This window comes from Rhodococcus sp. 06-221-2 (assembly GCF_002258365.1).
GTDB lineage: Bacteria > Actinomycetota > Actinomycetes > Mycobacteriales > Mycobacteriaceae > Rhodococcoides > Rhodococcoides fascians.
In genome coordinates, this window is sequence record NZ_NOYJ01000003.1 from 74262 (window position 1) to 94611 (window position 20350).

Below are 20350 nucleotides of genomic sequence, written 5' to 3' on the forward strand. Positions count from 1 at the left end.
GCGAGCGGTCATGAAAGTCGTCGTGAACGAGCGGAGGTGTTTCGGCTCCGGTCAGTGCGTGCTCGTCGCGCCCGAGGTCTTCGAGCAGAGTAACGACGGCACAGTCACATTGCTCGTGGACAAACCTTCCCCAGACAACCATTCGCTGGTACGCGCGGCTGCACGTTCCTGCCCAGCTACTGCTATCCGCTTCGAAGAGAATGCGATGCGACAAGAGCCAACCGAATTCAGCTATGACGATCTGCCTGCTCTGATCTCCCGTATGCGGGGAGACGAAAGGCACTCGTTCTCATCCTCATCGACGATGGACGTGCTGTGGGTACTCTACGACGAAATCCTCAACGTATCCCCCGAGAGCCCCGACGACGACGACAGGGACCGCTTCTTGCTGTCCAAAGGTCACGGCCCGATGGCCTACTACGCGGTACTTGCGGCCAAAGGGTTCCTCCGACCAGAGCTCCTCGATACCTGGGCGACAAAGAACTCACCACTCGGCTTCGCGCCGGATCGAACCAAAATCTCGGGTGTAGAAATGTCGGGTGGCTCGCTCGGCCATGGCTTGCCGCTCGCAGTGGGCGTCGCGATGGGACTCCGTATACAAAATCGTCACGCACCGAGAGTCTTCGTGCTCATCGGCGATGGAGAGTTCGATGAGGGCAGCAACCACGAGGCGATGGCTTTTGCAGGACGCGCGCGCTTGAACCAACTGACGGTCATCGTCCTGGACAACGGCACGGCAAGTATGGGTTGGCCGCATGGAATCGATAAACGGTTCGACGGTGAGGGTTGGGACACAATCAACATCAACGGTGCTGACCATGAGGAGATCGCTGCGGCACTGAATCGAGATCACAACGACAGACCGCTCGCGGTGGTCGCCACCGTGACTCGGCAATCGGCCCGTTCGTCCATTCAGCAGAGATGAATCGCCATGAATTCCGCAGACACGCAAGAACCAAAGTCCTTCAACCACACTGACATGTGGACCGCATTCGGAACGACCATGTCTGGTGCATTGGAAACAGACCCCCGCGCCGTAGTTGTGCTGGCCGACATCGGAGCCCACCTCTTCAAAGCGGCCGCGATCGCAGATCCCAACCGCGTGATCAACGTAGGGATCAGGGAACAGCTGATGATGGGGGTAGCCGGCGGGCTCGCCATGTGTGGCATGCGACCCGTGGTACACACAGTCGCCGCCTTTCTCGTCGAGCGGCCTCTTGAACAAATAAAGCTGAACTTCGCCCAGCAAGATGTCGGCGCAGTCCTGGTCAGTTGGGGAGCCTCCTACGACTTGTCGGAGTTCGCCTTCTCCCATTTCACCCCGGGCGATATCACCGTCATCGATTCGATGCCCAACTGGACAGTTCACGTGCCAGGCCATCCACAGGAGGCCGCCGATCTTCTCCTCGAATCGCTACCAGGCGATGGACGGGTCTACCTACGGCTGTCGAGTCAGGTCAACCGTTACCCCCATGCGGTCCGAGGGACATCGTTCACACCTATCAAGTACGGCACCCGCGGAGTCGTCCTCGCAGTCGGGCCCTGTTTAGATGCGGTGCTGTCGGCAACCTCCATGCTCGACGTAACCATCCTCTACGCGGCGACGATTCGCCCCTTCGACGCCACGGGCCTGTGTGCCGCGGTGCAAGCCGTGAACCGTCCGAACGTCGTGTTGGTCGAGCCCTATCTGGCAGGCACCTCGGCGCACCAAGTCTCGTCCAGTCTCGTCAGCCATCCCCATCGGCTGCTCTCCCTGGGCGTTCGACGTGAGATGGAAGATCGCCACTACGGAACCCCCGACGACCACGACCACATTCACGGACTTGACGCCCGTTCCCTGAGTAATTCGATCAATTCCTTCCTCGGCTGAGCACGACCCGCGAGAGAAAGGAATCGGGATGAAGGAATCAACCATGGCACAGACGCAAGCAAGGTTTGATCGGGTGCGATGGGAACCCGGCGTATACGCAATCGTCGGTGCCACCGGAATTGGAAAGAGCGCCGAAGCGAGCAAGTTGGCATTGAGTCACTCGGCTCCGATTGTTGTTGCCGACCGTATCCAGTGTTACTCCGATCTCCTGGTCACCAGTGGTCGAGCGTTCGACGCGAAAGTGGAAGGGCTCAACCGCGTTTGGCTCGACAACCGGACCATACATCAGGGCAACTTCGATCCGGACGAGGCCTTTGACCGGCTGATAAAAGTACTGACCTCGTACGTTGATCGCGGCGAAGCGGTGGTAATGGAGGGCGGTTCGATATCGCTCATTCTTCGATTCGCGCAAACGATATCCAACCTACCGTTCCCAGCTGTCGTGAATGTTATGCCTATTCCTGATAGGCAACACTACTTTGCCCAGCAGTGCGCAAGGGCACGACAAATGTTACGGGGAGATTCAACGGGCAGGAATTTACTCACCGAACTGGCGGAAGCGTGGGTTCTAGGCGATCAGCACAACTTCATAGCCTCGGTTGCGGGTCTGGACTGTGTACTCGACTGGTGCGCCACGCATTCCGTAACACCAGAGGAGTTGGCCAACCGAGACCTCACCACGGAGGTGCTCGACGAACTGGCGGCATCAATGGGTGGCCGGTATGTCGAGCACGGCGTCCTTCAGCAGGAAATATTTTTAAGAACCTTCGGTGCCCCAGGTGTGACCGCCAGATGAGCGGGATCTGGCACACCGACGACGTGCACCTGACATCCGCCGGGGCTGATTTCGGAAACTGCATCCATGCGAAACCGTCCGTCGTTGTCGTGCCACGGACCGTGGCCGACGTGCAGGAAGCCCTGCGCTACACCGCGGCGCGGAACCTATCGCTCGCGGTGCGCGGATCCGGACACTCGACTTACGGGCAATGCCAGGCAGATGGCGGAGTCGTGCTGGACATGAAAAGGTTCAACACCGTCCACGACGTTCGATCGGGGCAGGCCACGATCGATGCGGGTGTGCGATGGAGCGACGTGGTCGCTGCCACGCTCAGCCGCCAGCAAACCCCTCCGGTACTCACCGACTATCTCGGGACCACCGTCGGCGGAACGCTTTCGGTCGGCGGCTTCGGGGGATCGAGTCACGGCTTTGGCTTGCAAACCGACAACGTGGACTCTCTTGCTGTAGTTACCGGATCGGGAGATTTTCGGGAATGCTCCGCCGTATCGAACAGTGAACTTTTCGACGCCGTGCGCGGCGGCCTCGGTCAATTCGGCGTAATCGTCAACGCGACAATCCGTCTGACCGCTGCTCACGAGTCGGTTCGACAGTACAAATTGCAGTATTCCAACCTCGGCGTATTCCTTGGCGACCAACTCCGCGCCATGTCCAACAGACTATTCGACCATGTACAAGGACGAATTCGTGTCGATGCCGACGGCCACTTACGTTATCGACTGGACCTAGCCAAGTACTTCACCCCACCACGAAGGCCAGACGACGATGCGCTGTTGTCATCGCTCCAATACGATTCGTGCGCCGAATACAACTCGGACGTAGATTATGGTGACTTTATCAACCGTATGGCGGATCAGGAGCTTGATCTTCGGCACACAGGTGAGTGGTTCTATCCACATCCATGGGCCAGCCTGCTGATCCCGGCAGACAAGATCGAGCAGTTCATCGAAACTACCAGCTCCTCATTGACGGATGACCTAGGAAACTCCGGGCTGATCATGGTTTACCCGATTCCAACAACACCGATCACCGCACCGTTCATTCCGATTCCTCACTGCGACACATTCTTCATGTTGGCCGTACTTCGAACAGCATCCCCAGGGGCCGAAGCCCGAATGATTGCCAGCAACCGCCTGCTCTATGAACAGGCTCGGGATGTAGGCGGGGTGGCCTACGCAGTCAATGCTGTCCCCATGTCACCGGGAGATTGGTGTACGCACTTCGGTTCGCGATGGCAGGCCATCGCACGGGCTAAGCGTCGCTTCGACCCATACAGGATCCTCGCCCCTGGATACAGAATGTCATTCGACTGATGAACCTTCGACCAATGCCCGCGACTACGGTCTCGGCACAGGCCCGCCCGACCCCCAAGAGCGTCACGGTCTTCTGCGGAGCTATGCCAGGGCGCGGGACCAAATATGGACAGCTCGCAGAGGGGATGGGGCGTGCGATTGCTAGATCGAAGCTGCGCCTCGTTTATGGTGGCGCCCGAGTCGGCCTCATGGGCACCCTCGCGAACGCGGCCTTGGACTCCGGCGGAACCGTCGTTGGCGTGATCCCTGAGAGCTTCACTGCGATACCCGAGGCTGCGCATCATGGACTGACAGAACTACACGTCGTCCATGACATGCACCAACGCAAAGCTCTCATGGCCGAACTCGGTGACGCATTCATTGCCCTCCCCGGCGGTGTCGGAACCGCAGAAGAGTTCTTCGAGGTCCTTACGTGGTCACACCTGGGGCTTCACAATAAACCCTGTGTACTGCTGAACGACAACGAGTATTACCGCCCCTTGCTCTCCTACATCGAGCACGCTGCCGTCGAAGGATTTATCACCCCCGCAACCCGGTCTCGCGTAATCGTCTGCAAAGACATCGAGGGGGCTATCGCGGCCATTCGCTCACCCTAATTAGTGGGACTTCTGCCTGGCCGGTAGATCTGCTCCGTCCTCGGTGCATTCTATATCGCTCACGTTCCACCCAGTTCGTCCGTATACGAAATTTGGAGGCACGTCGATGTCTGTACGAAAATTTCACCTAGGCTGGTTTGTCGGTTTCTTTGCTAACGATTTCACCGGCGACTTCTCGCCGCCTGAAGAGCCATGGGATGGCCGATTCTATGTCGAGATGGCGAAGTCGCTAGAGCGCGCAGGATTCGACTACATGATGTTCGAGGACACGGTGTCGGTACCCGATGCATACGGGCGATCCTTCGATGCGTACCTGAAACACGCCCTGTGGGTGCCGAAACACGACCCAGTGCCGTTGGCGTCGGTGATCGCGGCCGCGACCGACCGCATAGGCGTAATCGCTACGATGTCGACGGCCTTCTATCCCCCATACATGCTGGCACGCACTGTCTCTACGGTCGACCACATCGCTGGTGGGCGCTTTGGATGGAACATCGTCACCACCGGTCAAGATCAGGCCGCGCGCAACTTCGGCATGGATCGTCTGCTGCCGCACGACAAGCGCTACGAGGTAGCACATGAGTACGTCGACCTTGTCCGAGATCTATGGAATTCCTGGGATCGAGACAACATCGTCCGTGACCGCGAGTCAGGGACTTATGTTGCGCCCGGCACTGTTCGGGCAGTGAACCACACTGGGGAGCATTTCCGTTCGGCGGGTCCGCTCAACACGGTGCACCCACCCAATGGGCAACCAGTTTTCGTCCAAGCTGGCGGATCCCCCAAGGGCCGCGACTTCGCCGCGAAGTACGCCGACTCGATTGTTGCCAACGTCAACACCGTGGAGACGATGCGGGAGTTTCGTGACGATGTCCGTAACCGGGCGCAGGCACACGGTCGAGACCCTGACGACATCAAGGTTCTCTTCATCGCGATGCCAGTACTCGGTGCCACTATGGATGAGGCTCAGGCCGCGAATAAACGGAGAATGACCAGCGACCGGGCCATCGAAAACATTCTTTTGCAACTGTCTTTCGTCACCGACATCGACTTCTCTCAGTTTCCGCTCGACGAAGTACCTCCGCAAGACTTGACAACCAATGGCGAGCAGTCATCACTGGAGAGCTTCCTGCAGCACGGTAGCGGTAAAACTCTGCGCGAGCTGACCATTGATTACCTCGCTCCGTCTATCGAACTGGTGGGGACGCCTGATCACGTAGCGGAGCGCATGGGGGAGATCGTCGACGAGGTAGGCGGTGACGGATTCTTGATTTATACCGGGTCGAACTCGCTCACCCGCCGATTCATCGCTGAGATTACCGACGGCCTCGTGCCAGCTTTACAACGAATTGGGCGAACGCGGGTGGGATATTCGTCGGTGTATCTACGTGACAACCTTCGTGAGTTCTAGTTTTGGTGCTCGTTCGCGCCATCTCCCGAGGCCATCCCATGATCAGAAACGCTCCTGGTGGTGCCGGGCTCGTGATCATCGAGCTGCACGTCCCCTATCGAACAGCAATTTAAGTGACAGGAATTTGTGGTGACTGTGGATTACTCTATTCGGGGGCTCGCTCCCAGTGAGGCGCTCTACGTCGACTTGGGAGTTTTCATCGGGTATTCGGTGCGGGCTCGCGGCGATTTGAACATATCGGGGCTCTCGGCGGCATTTGCGACATTGCGACGCTCGTATCCTGTGTTGGCTGCGCACGTGGAGACGATCGATGGAGACCATATGATCGTCAAACCATCCGGTCCGCTGCCCGGCCTCAGCGTGCACACAGGGGATCCCGGTCAGCCGCTGAGCGGGGTGAACCTCAGTGCGGGCCGCGCCCTTTCCGGGCTACACGTCGTCGGCGATTCCGCCTGCGCGAGTGTGACTTTACTAACCCACCACTGCATAGCCGACGGTCGCCATTCTGTAGATTTGCTCAGCGATCTGTGGTCTTTCTACACCGACATTGTGGAAGGAAAGACCCCTGACGCGGTTGTTCATGGCTATCCCGAGTCGCTGGAAAAGCTGTTCTCCGAGAGAGGAATCGACACACCCGATGTCGGCAATGACGAACCATTAGAGTCGGCATTAAACAGGCCGCCGACGGCTGGCTATACCGAGCCACATCGTGCGATGACCCAACTGCGTTGTCGTTTGAGCAGGCGAGTCACGACCGGGCTCATCGACTTCGGACGTCACCATGGAGTTACGGTAAACGGCCTAGTATCTGCCGCTATCATGCGGACCGAGTCAGATCTGAGAAGTGTTCGGCTCGCCGACATCGCCTACCATTTTATTGTGGACCTCAGGCCTCACGTCACACCTGCAGTGGATTCCACCGCGGGAACAAATATTGTCGGCTTCCCCGTCTATCGGGCTACGGCCGAGTCCGTAGAAATCGTGGATCTGGCTCGCAGTTTAAATGAGGAATTGCACATCGATCTCGCCGCCGGCCACCTCCAAAGTGAAGCCCTGACAGCCGCGAAGATGGCAGTGCTGTTGCCTGAACCCAACGAGGTTCGTTGCACCAATGGAGGCACGGTTCCACCATTGCGATCGCCCGCAGGACTCAAACTCGAGGACTGCCGGCCCGCGCCAGCTGGGTTTTCCTTTCCTGTTTACATCGTCCATGGGTATGGCGGTCGACTGAACATCGAGTTTGCTTTGCCGCACGGAGCTTCCCGCTACGACATCGGCCGAGGCCGGGAACGGATCAGAACGCTCGAATCCCACCTTCGTTCCGTGGCGTGATTGACCAGGCACCGGTTCCGTGAGGCCGCGCCACGCAAGGTCAGCGGATCAACCGTTATTCAGACAGTCCCGGTCTCGCAGACGAGGCTCAGCGAAATTCCGCAACGCTTCGGAGATGCGTGGGGCGTTGAGATCGGTGATCGTGGCGAGGTAGACGTTGGCGCGGTGTCCGCGGTGAGCGAGGACGGACAGGAGTTGGAGACTGCGGTTGCAGGTGAGGCGGAGGGTGTCTACGACGCCTTCGAGGGAGTCGATGACGAGGTATGCGGGGGTGAAGTCGTGGGTTGTGGCTTGACCGTTGTCGATCAGAGTTTTGCGTTGGGTTGTGAATCGCCAAACGGAATCCATGATGTCGACAGGGTCCGGGTCGGTGTCCGCGGTGGTCGAGAACGTGGGGGTTCTGGACGGGCCAGTGATCATCCATACGTGCGGAGAGTGGCCGCTGAGGGTGTCGGCGAGGGTGTGTGCGAGGTGCGTCGACGCCGCGGGATCGGCGTTCAGGAGGAGATGACCGTCGCGCTGGGGGTGCCACGTTTTGGTACCCCCAGCGTCGTGCACGTCGATGCGGACAGCGATGTCGGTGTCGGGGTCGTCCAGCTCTGTCAGCATCGTGACGGTTCCTTGTGTTCGAGTAGGGAGGTGGGTCGGCTACGAAGCAATCTGTGCCGTGGGGTTGGTGATGCGGGTGCGGAAGAGGTTGGTGAGCTCGTCCGCTCCGGTTCGACCGTTGTCGGCCATCGGTTCGTTCGCGTAGGAGTTGTGCGAATCGGTGGCGAGCGAGGTGGCGTAGTTGAGCACCTCGTCGAGCACGCGGCCTGGGGTGAGATTATCGGCCAGCCGGTTCAAAAGGGGGAACTCGTCGAGGGGGAGTGCGCGGAGGGTCTTGCGGACCGCGTTGTTGACCTGGCCCACGAGTTTGCCGAGATCGGCCGGTAGAGCCACATAGTTCTGGGCCGCGGCGTTGGTGGAGATCCGCGCTGCGGTGGTGCCGATCGCGATGTACTCGTTGATAGGCAGCTTGGACACCACGGTCCCGATCATCGAACTGAATTGGCTCGCGAAGCTGATGACTTGGGGTGTGAGGGTCGCCAGCAGTGCCGGAACGGCGAACATGTCACCGCGGTGGATTGCATCGGTGAGCTGCGAGACGGTGGTGGCCATCGGGGCGATGTCTGCCCCGGGGATGGTCATTTCTGCGACCTTTGCGCTCAGTGTTGAGACGTTGCCGGCGAGGTCGAGTGCGAGCTGCGGCACGGTGAGCATGTTGCCTGTGGTCACTGCGGTGTTCAGTTTGCCGAGCGTGTCGGTCAGGGGTTGGCCGTCGAGACCGAGAAGCGTGGTGACGACTCCGGCGACCGAAGACGCGGGATCGGTGGCGTCGATCTTCGATCCGAGTTGCCCGATGAACTGTGTGGCGATGGCGTCGTCGGGGGTGTTGCAGTACGTGTCGTCGGGATCGCACACGCTGGCGGTGACGTTGTTGAGAGCTCCGAATCCCTTGGGTCGCGCACCGACGAAGCCGTTGCCGGTGGTCTTGGTTCCGAGTTGAACGCCGGCGGTCGGGCTCTGGCCGGGGTCGGCCATCAGGCCCACGGCAAAGATGCGATCGGCGCTCACCGGGCCCTCGCCGTTTCCGATCTTGCTGGCTAGATCTCCCGCGGCGTCGGCCCCTTGGGAGAAGCCGGTCAGCCCGAACTTGGTGCTCGGGCATTCGGCTGCCTTCTCGGAGATGTGTTGCGATGCGCGATCGATCGCTTCCTTCTTACTGGTTCCGTAGGTCTGGGCCTTGTCGTTCACGATCGTCGCGACGTAGGGAACTGTGTATGTCTGCAGTTCCTGGGATGAGAACTCGGAGTCGAGTGGGTCCACGACGTTGCGGAGCATTCCGACCGGCACATTCGGATCGGCCTGCTCGTTGGTTTCCGTGGTGCCGGGTATGGCCACCAAGATGTTGTCCGGGCATGCCGGAGCACCGGCTTGCGGATCGGCAATGGCGGAGGGAATGACGACGATGCTGGCAGCGACGGCGAGCCCGACTGCGCTGACAACGATCCTCTTGCGTGTACGAGATGCGGTCATGATGTGCGTCCTTTGTAGGTGAGAGCGGGGTTGGTGCAGGTGGACTTCAGCTCGCCAAGGCGGACTCATGGTGTGATCGGGTGTAGAAGAACGTCCGCTTTCCCGGCGAGGGAGTGTTGCCGGTGCGTGCTGCTACTCCGTCGCGGACTCGCGCGACAGCGCGGCTCAAGCGCTGTCGAAGGGCTGCCGGTGAGCAGTTCTCCTCGACGGCGAGCGATGCGAGATCGGCACCTTCGGTGACGAGATATGCACGGATCAGAAGTGAGTGCTCGTCGGCAGTGATGGTCTTGGACTGCACTGCCCATGCAAGAACCGAATGCAATTCCCGTGCCGATACCTCCCCCGGATTGCTGGTCGTGCGGTCATCGGATCCGTCGGCAACCCGGTGGAGCTGGTCGGGTTCGGCCGGCGTTTCCACCGCAGATTCGCAGGTCTTGGTGATCAGACCCAGCGTCCGAAGCGAGAGTGCCCCGGCAATCCCAGTGCCGCCGGGACGGTGCGAAGCGATCACCTCGTAGAACGCGGCGATGGTACGCGAGGCACGTTCTTCGCGGCTGTGATCGGTTCCGTCCAGCCGCGCGTAGCGATGGATTCGGACCAGCTTGGGGAGCATCAACCGGACCAAAACTGTGCCGGCGAGGGCGCTGCCTGCACTGTGCTCGGTGAGCAGAAGGGACAGGGTGGCGTCACTGTCCTGAGCGGCAAGCTCAGCGATGTCGGCCACGGAGCGAGCGGACGACCATGCGGGGTGTCGATCGGCCCACGTGCGGACTTCGCGGCCTGCGAGAGCGTCGACACAGAGATTGGTCCACTCGGCGTTGATCGTCGTAAACAGCGATGTGCTGTATCCGAGTGGGGTGGAGGAATGCGAGGAAGGCTGCGGCGAGGTCACTGGGGCGCTCCTGATAGAGGCAACTGAAGTTCGATCGCCTCTGACACAAACAGCGCCTTATATCCGCTGAGCTGCGGATTCTTACTCGAAAAGGCGGAGCTGTTATACCCGCCGGGTCCGGCGGAACCAGAAAACGGCAGCGCCCCGCGTTCGACATAGACCGCTGTGACCTGCGGTTACACGGCGACGGTGATAACAGCCCGACGAATCGCAGCGGGGCGGTGAAAAAAAGTTCGAGAAATTTCCGGTCGCCTCTGTCACAGACCCGCCCGCGAAGGGATCTACCTGTTCTCAGAAGCCCGTACACGGCGGGCTACCGACAGGAGGACCCCGGATGGACGACCACGATCCGTCGGCCGCATTGCTCTCGGACACCGCTCGCGTGCACTCGGTGTCCGAAGAGATCCGCGGCCTCGCGGCGCAACTCGGCGACAATCCGCTCAGCGCAGAGATCGCCAGCCGCGTCCGCGAGGTCGTGCTCGGTGAGCCGGCCGAGCAGGCGCGGGCAGCGCTCGAACGGATGATGGCGACCCGGGGTCGAGGCGCTCTGCGATTGGTCGACGAGGGCTTCGTACCCGCCACGGTCGAGCCGTCTCGGCACGAGGAGATCTCATGAAGATCCATCTCCGTAAGAAGGGCTCGAACAAGCCGACAGAAGCTGCGCCGGCCACCGAGCTTCATCAGTGGGCCGGCAAGCAAGCGGTCGCGACCAAGGCGATGAAGTGGGGTCTGTTCGCGGCGATCGGCTCCGGAGTGGTGGCACTGGTTCTCGTCTTGGCCGGCGTCGGGTCCACGACGCCGATCCAGAGCAAGGCAAACCCTCAGACGGTCATCGACACAGCCCGCGAAGCAGCAGCGACCGACCTCGCGCAGGACTTCGTGTTGACGTGGTTGCAATCCAAGCGAGGAGACGAGAAAGCCCTCGCGCGCTTCGTCCGCACCGACGGCATGTCGCTTCCGGCTCAGGCGAGCTATACCGCGTCCGAACCTCGAATCGCGAGCGTGAAAGCAATCGACCCGCCGGCGCGAAATCAGGGTCCCACAGGATCGACATCGCAAGGAGGACCGCTACAGGCGGCCGGCCAGAACTACGCGATCGTTGTGTCGGTCTCGGTGGTTCCGATCGGGGCAGACCCGGCGACGAAGCCGGAACGTCGATACTTCTCGGTCCCTGTCGTGTTCGTGGGAGACGACGCGCGGGCTGCAGCAGTCCCTGCTGCTGTGGCGGCCCCGGCAACCGGCGGTGACCTCACACTCGGCTACCGATTCCGAGTCGGCCTCGATCACTCGCTCACCCAGTCGATCAGCCAGTTCCTCTCGGCAATGGTTGCCGGTGCCGGAGAAATTTCTCGCTACACCTCACCCGGCACACCGATCCGTGCCGTCACCCCCGCGCCGTACACCAGTGTCCAGATCAACGACCTCGTCTCGGACACCGACTTCTCGGCGGGTGCGTCCGGATCCCCGGCAGATGGTGCGACGGTACGGGTGCTCGCCACCGCGACCGTCACAGCCACGGACCGAGCGCAGACCTCGACCGTGCAATACCCGCTGACAGCGATCGCCCGGGGTGGCCGGTGGGAAGTATCCGCGCTCGACCCGATGCCGTTGCTCGCGAACTCGACCGGACTCAGCGCAGCAACCCCAACCATTGCGGTGCCGACCTCGACTGGTGCCAGCACTACCTCCTCCGTTCCCGCAGCGCCCGTTCAACCGAACTGACGCTCTGCTCCCCCTATCCGAAAGGTACGAACAATGACCATTACCTCGATCCTGGCCGATCCGTCGTCGACCGTCGTCGCCGAAGGAATCATCGAATGGGCCAACAACAAAGGTGCGGAGGTGCAGGGCCTCATCCGCACTCTCGTGGGCGTCGGCGTCGCCGGGTTCATCGCCGCGATTGCTTTCAAAAGTCACTTCGCCATTGCCAAAACACTGGTGGCGATCGTGGTCGGCGGGGCACTGATCTGGGTGATGTGGAACATCACCGCCGTCAAAGACAGTGTCGGCGACGAGCTTCCCGGCTCCGCCTCGCCACAAAGCAGCGAGGTCGTCGTGGTGCCCGATCCGATCGCGGCGTTCATCTGACACTGCTCGGCCAACTCACGAACACCTCGATTCAACGACCCCCGCAGGAGTGTGACCGACCATGACCGAACAGCAGGCCTCCTCGCGGAGCGTGGTCAAGATGTTCACCAAAGCGCGCAATTTTCCGCAGCTGATCGGCAAAGCGCCAGACGGCCGAAAGATCCCCGGTGGCCCCTACACCCTGACCCAGTTCGTCGGCGCGGGTATTGCAGGCGGACTGCTGTGGCTGACCCAGTCGCTGTGGGCGCAGGGCAGTGTCATCACCAACGGTGTCATCTTCCTCGGTGTCACCGGCGGCACCCTGTGGGCGTTGGGGAGGCTGCCGCAGGGAGCACGGAATCCGATCTCAGTAGTCCGGGGTGTCGGGCGCGCGGCTACCGGGGCGATGTCACCGTCGAGGATCAATGGCGAGCCGATCCGGATCAAACGCCCTCACGCGGTACTGGGGTCGGTGATCATCCTCGACACCCCGCCAAGCCACGACGCTGCTATCAGTGAACCAGCAGTCATCAGAGCATCCAGCGATCGAGTAGAGAACGCCGCGGCACCGGTGGAGCTCGACGACAACGCAGCGCCGGCCGCACCAGCATTCAGACCTCTGACCCAACCGCGGCCGGAGCGAAAGATCGCACCAGCGCCAGCCCGGCCGCGATCGGACGGCGAACGCCAGCGCTCGCAGAGTCCAGCCCTGGCCGAAGCGTTCGGCGTCGCCAACCTGGCACCGGCGAGCAGCGTTCAGCAGCTGCTTGCCATGGCTGCAGCGGCCCCCACCCCGACCCGAGAGAAGGCGTAATGCAACAACCGAACCGGCTCGTCACCTCGAACTTGCGCTGGACCCGCTCCGGAGTCGTCTGGGCGGACTACGTCCTGACCGGAATCCCGTACGGGTACCGGCCGATCGAAGACCGACAGACCGCGCGGGCGATGCACAAGATGTTGCTGCGCGCTCTTCCTGGCGAATCTCTCCTGCTCAGTGTCGCGGTCAGTCTGGACCCAATGACCATCGTCGAGCGCATGGAACGGGGTGTCGATCTCGATCTCCATCCCGCGTGGGCAGACGAATGCGACGCCACGATCGACCGCCTGGAGGAGATCCGACCCGGCCAGCGAATCTACTGGCTGTCCATCCCCCTGGCCAACCACGGCTTCGGTGACACCGTCAAGGCCGCAACGTCCGCCGCATGGTCCTCGGTGGCCGATCTGCTGGGGATGCCGCCCTCGTCGATTCCCGTCGAGGAGAGAGAACGCCGCGCAGCTCAGGCCGCGCAGATCGCCGCGGCCATCCCTGCCTTCTACGATGCGACCCCCGCAACCCCCTCCCAGATGGTGTGGCTGCACCAACATGCTCTGCAGCGCGGCCTCGGCCTCGATACCGACATGCCCACCGCTCTAGATCATCCGGCAGGCACTGCTCGAGGATCCTTCACTGCCGCGCGGCTCGACGAAGGGGCTCAAAGCGATCGCCCCGAATCGGGCTGGCGGGCCAAGGCGCCGACCTTGTCGCGTGTGCTCAAAGTCGACCAGCCGTGGGAGGTAACGCCACCGCCGGCCAGCTATCAGTGCTTCCTGGTGCTCGCCGCCACTCCTTCGGGCGGCACGCTGTTTCCAGGCTCGGAGTACCTGACCCTCGCGGACAACCTGGGCGGCGTCGATGTCGACTGGGCAATTCGGTTCAAGAACTCCGCTGCATCGGAGGTTCTGAAGAAGAACCGCCGCGCCTTGGTGCAGATGAACGATCAATACACCCAGCGAGAAGACGAATTGAGCACCGGCAGCGTCCTCGACGACGCTGCCGTCGCCCTCGCGGAATACAACGCGCTTCTGGAGGCGGACGCAATGGAGATGGAAGTGCAATCCACCACCGTCTTCTGTGTCGCCGCCGCGGACGAAGAGACGGCCATCGCATATCAGCGCGAGCTGGCGAAGGAGTTCGAGGGTTCGACCTACAGGTTGCAGTCACCGATCGGATTCCAGGAGGAGCTGTTCTGGGCAATGACACCCGGCGTGCCGACGCCGGCGATCTGCAACGAGTTCGCGCAGATCACCACATCCGAACATTTCGCCGCGTACGTACCGGTCACCCGCAACGATCTCGGCGACGGAGACGGCCCGCTGATCGCACTCAACATTTCCTCGGCCCGCACTGGCGTCGTGCACCACGACATCGCCAAGAAAGCGTCACGTGACGTTTCGGGTTCGGTGGGAGTGTGTGGCAACTTGGGATCAGGCAAGTCCGGCTACTTGAAAACAACCGGTAACCAGGTCGTCGACCGCGGCGGCCAAGTCATCGTGGTCGACCGGACCCCTCTGGGCGAATACGCACTGTGGGCCGAAGCGATCACCGACGCGGTGGTCGTCGATACCGCAGCACCGGACGTCACGATGGACCCTCTTCGGCTGTTCTCGCCCGCACGAGGAGGGGAAGTTGCGGTGTCTATTCTGTTGCCGCTGTTGCAACTTCAGCCCGACGACCGTTTGGGGGTACTGCTGTCTCAAGTGCTCGAGCCGGAATACCGCGCTCGCTTCGGCAATTTCACTACCCCAGGCCTGGTTTCGCACCTCGAGAAGGACTGCACCCTCGACGGAGCTGCCGAGCTTGCCGGAAAGTTGAAGGTCTACGCGACCAAATCCTATGCAGCAGCGCTGTTTCGGCCGGACCTAGAGCCGTTCAATCCACGCGCAGGAGCCATCGTCTTCCGCACTCACACACTGGAATTGCCCTCGGAGCGAGAAGTGGAGAACGAGCATCTGTTCAAGCAGATGTCGCTCCAGAAGCGGGTAGGGCGAATGATGTACACCCTCATCGCGCAGATCGCCCGCGGCATTTGCTTCGCGGACCCCAACACCCTCGCGGTCTTCCTGCTCGACGAATGCCATCACCTGACGCGCTCGAGCGAAGGTGTCGAGATCATCATCGACTTCATTCGAGACGGCCGCAAACACGACGCCGCGGTGATGCTCGGATCGCACGACCCCGAAGCAGACTTCGGCTCCGAGACGCTGCGAGGGCTCATCCCCACCCGGCTCGTGTTCCGGCAGACGGATCGACGACTAGCGCAAAAATCGTTGAAGTGGCTCGGCGTCGGGGAAGACGATCTCGGACTGCTCAAAGAGCTGATGGAGAACACATCGCCCGTCGAAGGCAAAGACGGATACGTCGCACCGCATCGCCGCGGAGAGGGCTACATGCGCGATCCCGCCGGCAACGTCGGCCGCATCAAGGTCTTACTTCCGGCATCGGAAGCGAGATACCAAGCGGCGAGTACGACTCCGAAAGAATCGACTACCGAGCGCGCTGCGGAGTTGGCGACATGGTGATGTCGAAACGAGTTGTGCGCCGGCCAGGTTCGATTGGCGGCGGCGTCAAGATGGTTCTCGAGCTCGTGCTGTGGTCGTGGATCCCGCGGTCGTGGTGCAGTGTTCTCGCTCGCTTCCTCGGCCCTGTCTTCAAGTGGGTAGTGGCATCTCGAATCCGCCGCGCGATCGTCACAGGTGTCGCTGTCTGGCACATGATCGGTCTGCTGGCGATCGCCCTGGCGTCACCGGCTCATGCCGACCCGGGTGAAACCCTGCCCACCAACAGCACATTCAGCTGGATGGAAGTCCGTGACTCTCACGGAATTCTGGTCTGGGACTACTTCATGTCCATCGACGAAGGCTCGGTCGGGCACCCGATGTACACCGTGTTCTCCACCTTCATCATGCTCGAGTACGAGGTGTACCGCGGGGTGACCGGCTTCGCGATTTGGTTCGTCACCTACGCCTTGCGGTTCGAGTGGCTCGAATTGTTGACTGCGCCGTTCCGTTCGATCGGCGATGCCATGCAAACGGTCACCGATCAGTTCCAGCTCACGGGCCTTCTTCTCACCGCTGCTGCAGGCATCGGAGCGTGGTGGGTCATTCGCGGACGGTGGACGACGGGAGTGTACGAACTCCTGATGGCAGCAGCGATCGCCGCTGCGGCAGTGGGGATCCTGTCCAATCCAGTCGAACGGGTCGCAGGACAAGACGGCCTGATCATGCAGGCGCGCGACGCCGGCGTGCAGCTTGCGGCAGGCCTGGCCAACAAGGGAGACACGACGTCGAGTTCCGACGAACTCATCGACCAGATCTCGGAACAGATGGCCGACACGTTCATCAGGCAACCCACCCAACTGCTGAACTTCGGCCGAGTCATCGACGGCTCGCCCGACGGAGAACGTTGCACTCAAGCCTGGGACGCCGGCCACGAAAAAGCAGACGGCAACACACGAGACACCCTCAAAGACAACATCAAAGGCTGCGGCGGCGAAGGCGCAAAACAGATGAAGGACTTCGCCGATCACCCCGGACCGGGACAGGTCGGGTCCGGGGTCGCGATGCTACTGGCCGGTGTCATCCTGCTCGGATTCGCCACAATTCTGGCGTTCACCCTCATCCTCGCGGTACTCACCGCCCTCGCATCGGCCGTCAAGGGAATTGTGGTGACCGTCGTTGGAATTCTGCCCGGATCCGGCCGCGGAGCATTGTGGAAAACCCTCGCCGCGGTGCTGATGTCGATGGTCATCGTTATCTTCGCGGTGGTGTTCCTCGTCGGATACATGATCGTGATCGGACAGTTGTTCAGAGGAGACGGCGACTCTCCGCTGATGATGAAATTCATCCTGACCGACATCGTTCTGATCGCGGGCATCATTCTCTACCGCCGCGCAGTGAAAGGACTACGCAAAGCTTCCGACGCCCTCGCACGCAAGCTCGGAAGCAGACCAGGAGCCGCGCCCACCGCGATATCGACCAAGACACCGACCAGCCCCCTCGCCCAAGCTGCCTACGCCGGACAAGTGGCCCGCCAGGCCTATCAAGGTGGAAAGGGACTGGCCAAGACAGCCAGCCATGCAACGGCCCGAACCGCCAAGGCGAGTAAAGCTCTCGTCGACGGGACGGCAGCCGCCAGCAGCGCAGCCACACTTGGAACTGCTGCCGTGGTCTACTCGGCCGGGAAGATTGCAACCGCGGGCGTCAAGAAGGTCGTCGGTCGACGGAGCGACGCCAAAGCTACCCAGGCGGCCACCGACACCACCAATGCTTCCGAAACCCACCCCAGCCTTCGCAAACCGATCAACATCGACCTTCCCCCGACGCAGTCGGTCGTCGGCTCCGGTCACTCCCACACTCCGGTCTCCAGCCCCGTCGGAGACCGATCGGCGGTCCGCTCTCACGGCGACAAGACAACGAACGCACCCGGTATCAAGCGGCCGGTGGCCACCGCTCCCGCACTGTCGACTCCAGGAAACCGAGAAGTTCGGGCCAGCCGCGCCACGGTGACCGGCCCTGGAGGCGGACGATTCCGTGAGTACTCCACCGATGAGGGCTCGCCGCTTCTGCTTCCCGACCGGTCCACGCGGCCGTCGAGTGCTCCGCGTCGTGCCCGACCGACCGTCCAACCAGGTGCCACCACGAATCCGACGGAAATCCTCCATCGAGCTGCGTCAGGCGCACGGCGATGACCTTGGTGGCCCCGCCTGAGACAGCGGTGTCGCCGAACTCGAAAGCGCCACGTCGATGGTGGAAACTCGCCCTGGCGGTCGGTATCGCCGCTCTCGGTGTACTCGTCGTCATTCCATTGATGGTCGTCGTACTCGTCACATCGTCAGGTTCCAGCGGTTGTGCCCCCACGGTCTCGTCCGGTACCGGTGGTGATGATGCATCGCCGTTGACCCCGTCCGGTCCCATCGGCAAGCCGACCCGCGATGGCACGACCACGATGACGTCCCCCTTCGGGCAGCGGTGGGGCACGATGCACCAAGGCGTCGACTTCGCGGGCCCGATCGGCACCCCGATCTACGCAGCCCTCGACGGCACTGTGGTCAAAGCCGGACCCGCTCAAGGCTTCGGAATGTGGATCGTCCTCGACTCGATCGTCGACGGAAAACCGGTCTCCACCGTGTACGGGCACATGTATCCCAACGGCGTCCTCGTCAAGGAGGGACAACAGGTCAAGGTCGGCGACCACATCGCCGACATCGGCAACGCCGGCGGCTCCACCGGACCACATCTGCACTTCGAGTACTGGGAAGGCGGCCGTTTACAGGGCGGAACCGCTATCGACCCGATGAGCAAACTCGGTCAGGCGGGAAGCCCCCAATCGTCCGGCGCTGATTCACCGACCGGCGCCGGTACCGCTGTCGATTGTGGCTTCGGCACGGCCGGCGGAGATCTCCGAACCGGATCCGTGCCGCCGGAGTTCGAGCCGTGGATCCGCAAAGCAGGAGCCGTGTGCCCAGGCGTGGGTGCTCCCCTGATCGCATCCCAACTCTCCGCCGAGAACGGTTTCCGCTACGGCCCGTCCGCTCCGGTATCGAGCACCGGAGCGTTGGGGCCCGCACAATTCATGCCGGGAACCTGGGCAACGTGGGGCAAGGATTACGACGGAGACGGGCGAGCCGACCCGAACTCCATCGGAGATGCAGTGATCTCACAAGCCCACTTCATGTGCGCCATCAACGGAGATATCACCGCAGCCATCGCCGCGAGAAAAGTGAAGGGCGACCCAACTGCACTGACGATTGCCGCCTACAACGCGGGCCCCGCCGCGGTGCTCGCAGCCGGTGGAATGCCATCCGGCGGTGACTACACCACACAAACACAGCCCTATGTGGCGAAGATTCTGGCCGGCCAAGCGCAGTACACATCCGAAGGTTCCACAGGCCGGTTCGTGCCGACCGGAGCTGACGGAGACAATGTCGTCGAGGCTGCACGCCAGTACCTCGGAACCCCCTACGTCTGGGGCGGCGGAGATATCAACGGCCCCTCCCGAGGAGGATTCGACTGCTCAGGACTGACCAGTTTCGCCTACTTCGCGGGCAAGCACATCACCCTGCCCCGCACATCCGAGGCCCAATGGGGAGTGGGTTCGGAGATCCCGATCGATCAAGCGATGCCCGGTGATCTCGTCTTCGGATCATTCGAGGCGAACGGCCCTGGGCACGTCGGTATCTACATCGGCGGCGGTCAGATGATCCACGCCCCCACCACCGGAGACGTCGTCAAACAAGCTCCACTCATGGCTGGAATGAAAGCCCGGAGGATCTGATGTCCCTTGCCGGCCGACGTCTTATAGCCGTCCTCCTCGTCGTTGTAGCCGTGGTGACCATCGCCTGGTCCTGCAGCTCACCCGCCACCGATGAGCCGGAATCGGCACCGGAGACAACGAGCGCGCCAACCGCGCCGTCGCTACCCGAAATCAACACACAGCCAACCGAGACAACCGCTGTACCCGCTCCGATCAGCAGCGCCGCCACAGACGCGGAGACCGCAATCCGTCAAGCACTGACGACCGCCTTCACCTGGTACCCCAGCACCGACACGAGCTCGACCGACGCGTTTCTACGCGCCCGCCGATGGTTCACCGACAACCTCGCTGCAAAACTCTCCACCCCTGCAACGACCGAGCGAGGCCCCGGTGCCCAGTGGGAACAGTGGAAGAAAGAAGACGCCGAAATCACCGCAACCGTCTCGATCGGCTGCTCCGGATGCCCGGCAGATACCGCCGAGCGCATCTATCGAGTCGCGGAGATAACGCAATCGGCCGTCACCTCGGATGCCACGGTCCCCGTCGACTCCACCACGACCGTGTGGGTATCGGCAGTGCCGACCGCAGCCGGGTGGAGTGTGGACACTCTCGATTTCTGACCCTCGCCGCACATGACCCGGAGAGGGTCGCCGGCCACTGAACCGATCGCCCTGTACAGGCAACATGGAACGCACTATTTCCCGTGATCGGTGCCGCCGTTCATAGCCCTGTCGCGCTACGTGACAACCGGCTTCCGTCGGCCCTTAGCTCGCGGATCCGCGAGGAGGAGCCCCACCCCAGGCCGGTCGGGGTGGCTTGCGTATACCGAATCTCGTGGCAGTCACGCCGACGCTGGGGTTGGCGGATGGACGTTGCCCGAGGGTGCGTAAGAGAGGAATCGAACCGCATCCGATGAGCAGTT

The 20350-nt window shown here is 61.8% G+C and carries 18 protein-coding genes; 15 read left to right on the plus strand and 3 right to left on the minus strand.

The annotated features are described in order from the left end of the window. The first annotated feature begins 10 nt into the window (after nucleotides 1-10). From CH281_RS00545 to CH281_RS00575, 7 genes are all read left to right on the plus strand, one after another. Nucleotides 11-925 carry a 4Fe-4S domain-containing protein gene (locus CH281_RS00545; RefSeq protein WP_080730063.1) on the plus strand — a complete coding sequence of 305 codons (915 nt, stop codon included), beginning with the start codon at nucleotides 11-13 and terminating at the stop codon, nucleotides 923-925. Nucleotides 926-931: 6 nt separating this feature from the next. Then, complete coding sequence (locus CH281_RS00550; protein ID WP_015586133.1) at nucleotides 932-1870, plus strand: transketolase family protein; 939 nt, start codon at nucleotides 932-934, stop codon at nucleotides 1868-1870. Nucleotides 1871-1898: 28 nt separating this feature from the next. After that, on the plus strand, nucleotides 1899-2666 hold the full coding sequence (gene fas4, locus CH281_RS00555; RefSeq protein ID WP_015586134.1) for an adenylate dimethylallyltransferase Fas4: 768 nt from the start codon (nucleotides 1899-1901) through the stop codon (nucleotides 2664-2666). Then, complete coding sequence (locus tag CH281_RS00560) at nucleotides 2663-3979, plus strand: FAD-binding protein (RefSeq protein WP_032365005.1); 1317 nt, start codon at nucleotides 2663-2665, stop codon at nucleotides 3977-3979. The genes fas4 and CH281_RS00560 overlap by 4 nt, the downstream gene beginning before the upstream one ends. Nucleotides 3980-3993: 14 nt before the next feature. Further along, nucleotides 3994-4575, plus strand: coding sequence for a TIGR00730 family Rossman fold protein (locus CH281_RS00565; protein ID WP_202902193.1), 582 nt, complete (start codon nucleotides 3994-3996; stop codon nucleotides 4573-4575). A 106-nt stretch (nucleotides 4576-4681) separates the two neighbouring features. Then, on the plus strand, nucleotides 4682-5986 hold the full coding sequence (locus CH281_RS00570; protein WP_015586137.1) for an NtaA/DmoA family FMN-dependent monooxygenase: 1305 nt from the start codon (nucleotides 4682-4684) through the stop codon (nucleotides 5984-5986). A gap of 129 nt (nucleotides 5987-6115) precedes the next feature. Further along, nucleotides 6116-7318: a phthiocerol/phthiodiolone dimycocerosyl transferase family protein gene (locus CH281_RS00575; RefSeq protein ID WP_032365006.1), complete on the plus strand. Its 1203-nt coding sequence runs from the start codon at nucleotides 6116-6118 to the stop codon at nucleotides 7316-7318. A gap of 48 nt (nucleotides 7319-7366) precedes the next feature. Here the strand turns inward: CH281_RS00575 and CH281_RS00580 are convergent, their stop codons facing one another. From CH281_RS00580 to CH281_RS00590, 3 genes are read right to left on the minus strand one after another with little or no spacing between them, the layout of a single operon-like run. Then, on the minus strand, nucleotides 7367-7927 hold the full coding sequence (locus tag CH281_RS00580; RefSeq protein WP_015586139.1) for a hypothetical protein: 561 nt from the start codon (nucleotides 7925-7927) through the stop codon (nucleotides 7367-7369). A gap of 39 nt (nucleotides 7928-7966) precedes the next feature. Continuing rightward, nucleotides 7967-9397 (minus strand): cutinase family protein, encoded by a 1431-nt coding sequence (locus tag CH281_RS00585; RefSeq protein ID WP_015586140.1) that lies wholly within the window; start codon nucleotides 9395-9397, stop codon nucleotides 7967-7969. 46 nt (nucleotides 9398-9443) lie between these two features. Then, nucleotides 9444-10289 (minus strand): hypothetical protein, encoded by an 846-nt coding sequence (locus CH281_RS00590; protein WP_015586141.1) that lies wholly within the window; start codon nucleotides 10287-10289, stop codon nucleotides 9444-9446. Nucleotides 10290-10623: 334 nt separating this feature from the next. Here CH281_RS00590 and CH281_RS00595 point away from each other — a divergent pair, with 334 nt between their 5' ends. From CH281_RS00595 to CH281_RS27175, 8 genes are all read left to right on the plus strand, one after another. After that, a complete protein-coding gene (locus CH281_RS00595; protein ID WP_015586142.1) occupies nucleotides 10624-10905 on the plus strand; it encodes a hypothetical protein in 282 nt (93 codons plus the stop codon). Then, nucleotides 10902-12011: a conjugal transfer protein gene (locus CH281_RS00600; protein ID WP_094631017.1), complete on the plus strand. Its 1110-nt coding sequence runs from the start codon at nucleotides 10902-10904 to the stop codon at nucleotides 12009-12011. The genes CH281_RS00595 and CH281_RS00600 overlap by 4 nt, the downstream gene beginning before the upstream one ends. A 33-nt stretch (nucleotides 12012-12044) precedes the next feature. Beyond that, entirely contained in the window at nucleotides 12045-12377 is a 333-nt protein-coding gene (locus tag CH281_RS00605) for a hypothetical protein (protein ID WP_015586144.1), read from the plus strand. A gap of 61 nt (nucleotides 12378-12438) precedes the next feature. Next, nucleotides 12439-13170, plus strand: coding sequence for a hypothetical protein (locus tag CH281_RS00610; RefSeq protein ID WP_015586145.1), 732 nt, complete (start codon nucleotides 12439-12441; stop codon nucleotides 13168-13170). Continuing rightward, entirely contained in the window at nucleotides 13170-15695 is a 2526-nt protein-coding gene (locus CH281_RS00615; RefSeq protein ID WP_015586146.1) for an ATP-binding protein, read from the plus strand. Before CH281_RS00610 ends, CH281_RS00615 begins: the two co-directional genes overlap by 1 nt. After that, nucleotides 15689-17863: a hypothetical protein gene (locus CH281_RS00620; RefSeq protein WP_052049377.1), complete on the plus strand. Its 2175-nt coding sequence runs from the start codon at nucleotides 15689-15691 to the stop codon at nucleotides 17861-17863. Before CH281_RS00615 ends, CH281_RS00620 begins: the two co-directional genes overlap by 7 nt. Before the next feature lie 119 nt (nucleotides 17864-17982). Beyond that, nucleotides 17983-19449 (plus strand): peptidoglycan DD-metalloendopeptidase family protein, encoded by a 1467-nt coding sequence (locus CH281_RS00625; RefSeq protein WP_072692242.1) that lies wholly within the window; start codon nucleotides 17983-17985, stop codon nucleotides 19447-19449. Continuing rightward, nucleotides 19449-20048, plus strand: coding sequence for a hypothetical protein (locus tag CH281_RS27175; protein ID WP_015586149.1), 600 nt, complete (start codon nucleotides 19449-19451; stop codon nucleotides 20046-20048). The genes CH281_RS00625 and CH281_RS27175 overlap by 1 nt, the downstream gene beginning before the upstream one ends. Nucleotides 20049-20350: the final 302 nt, after the last annotated feature.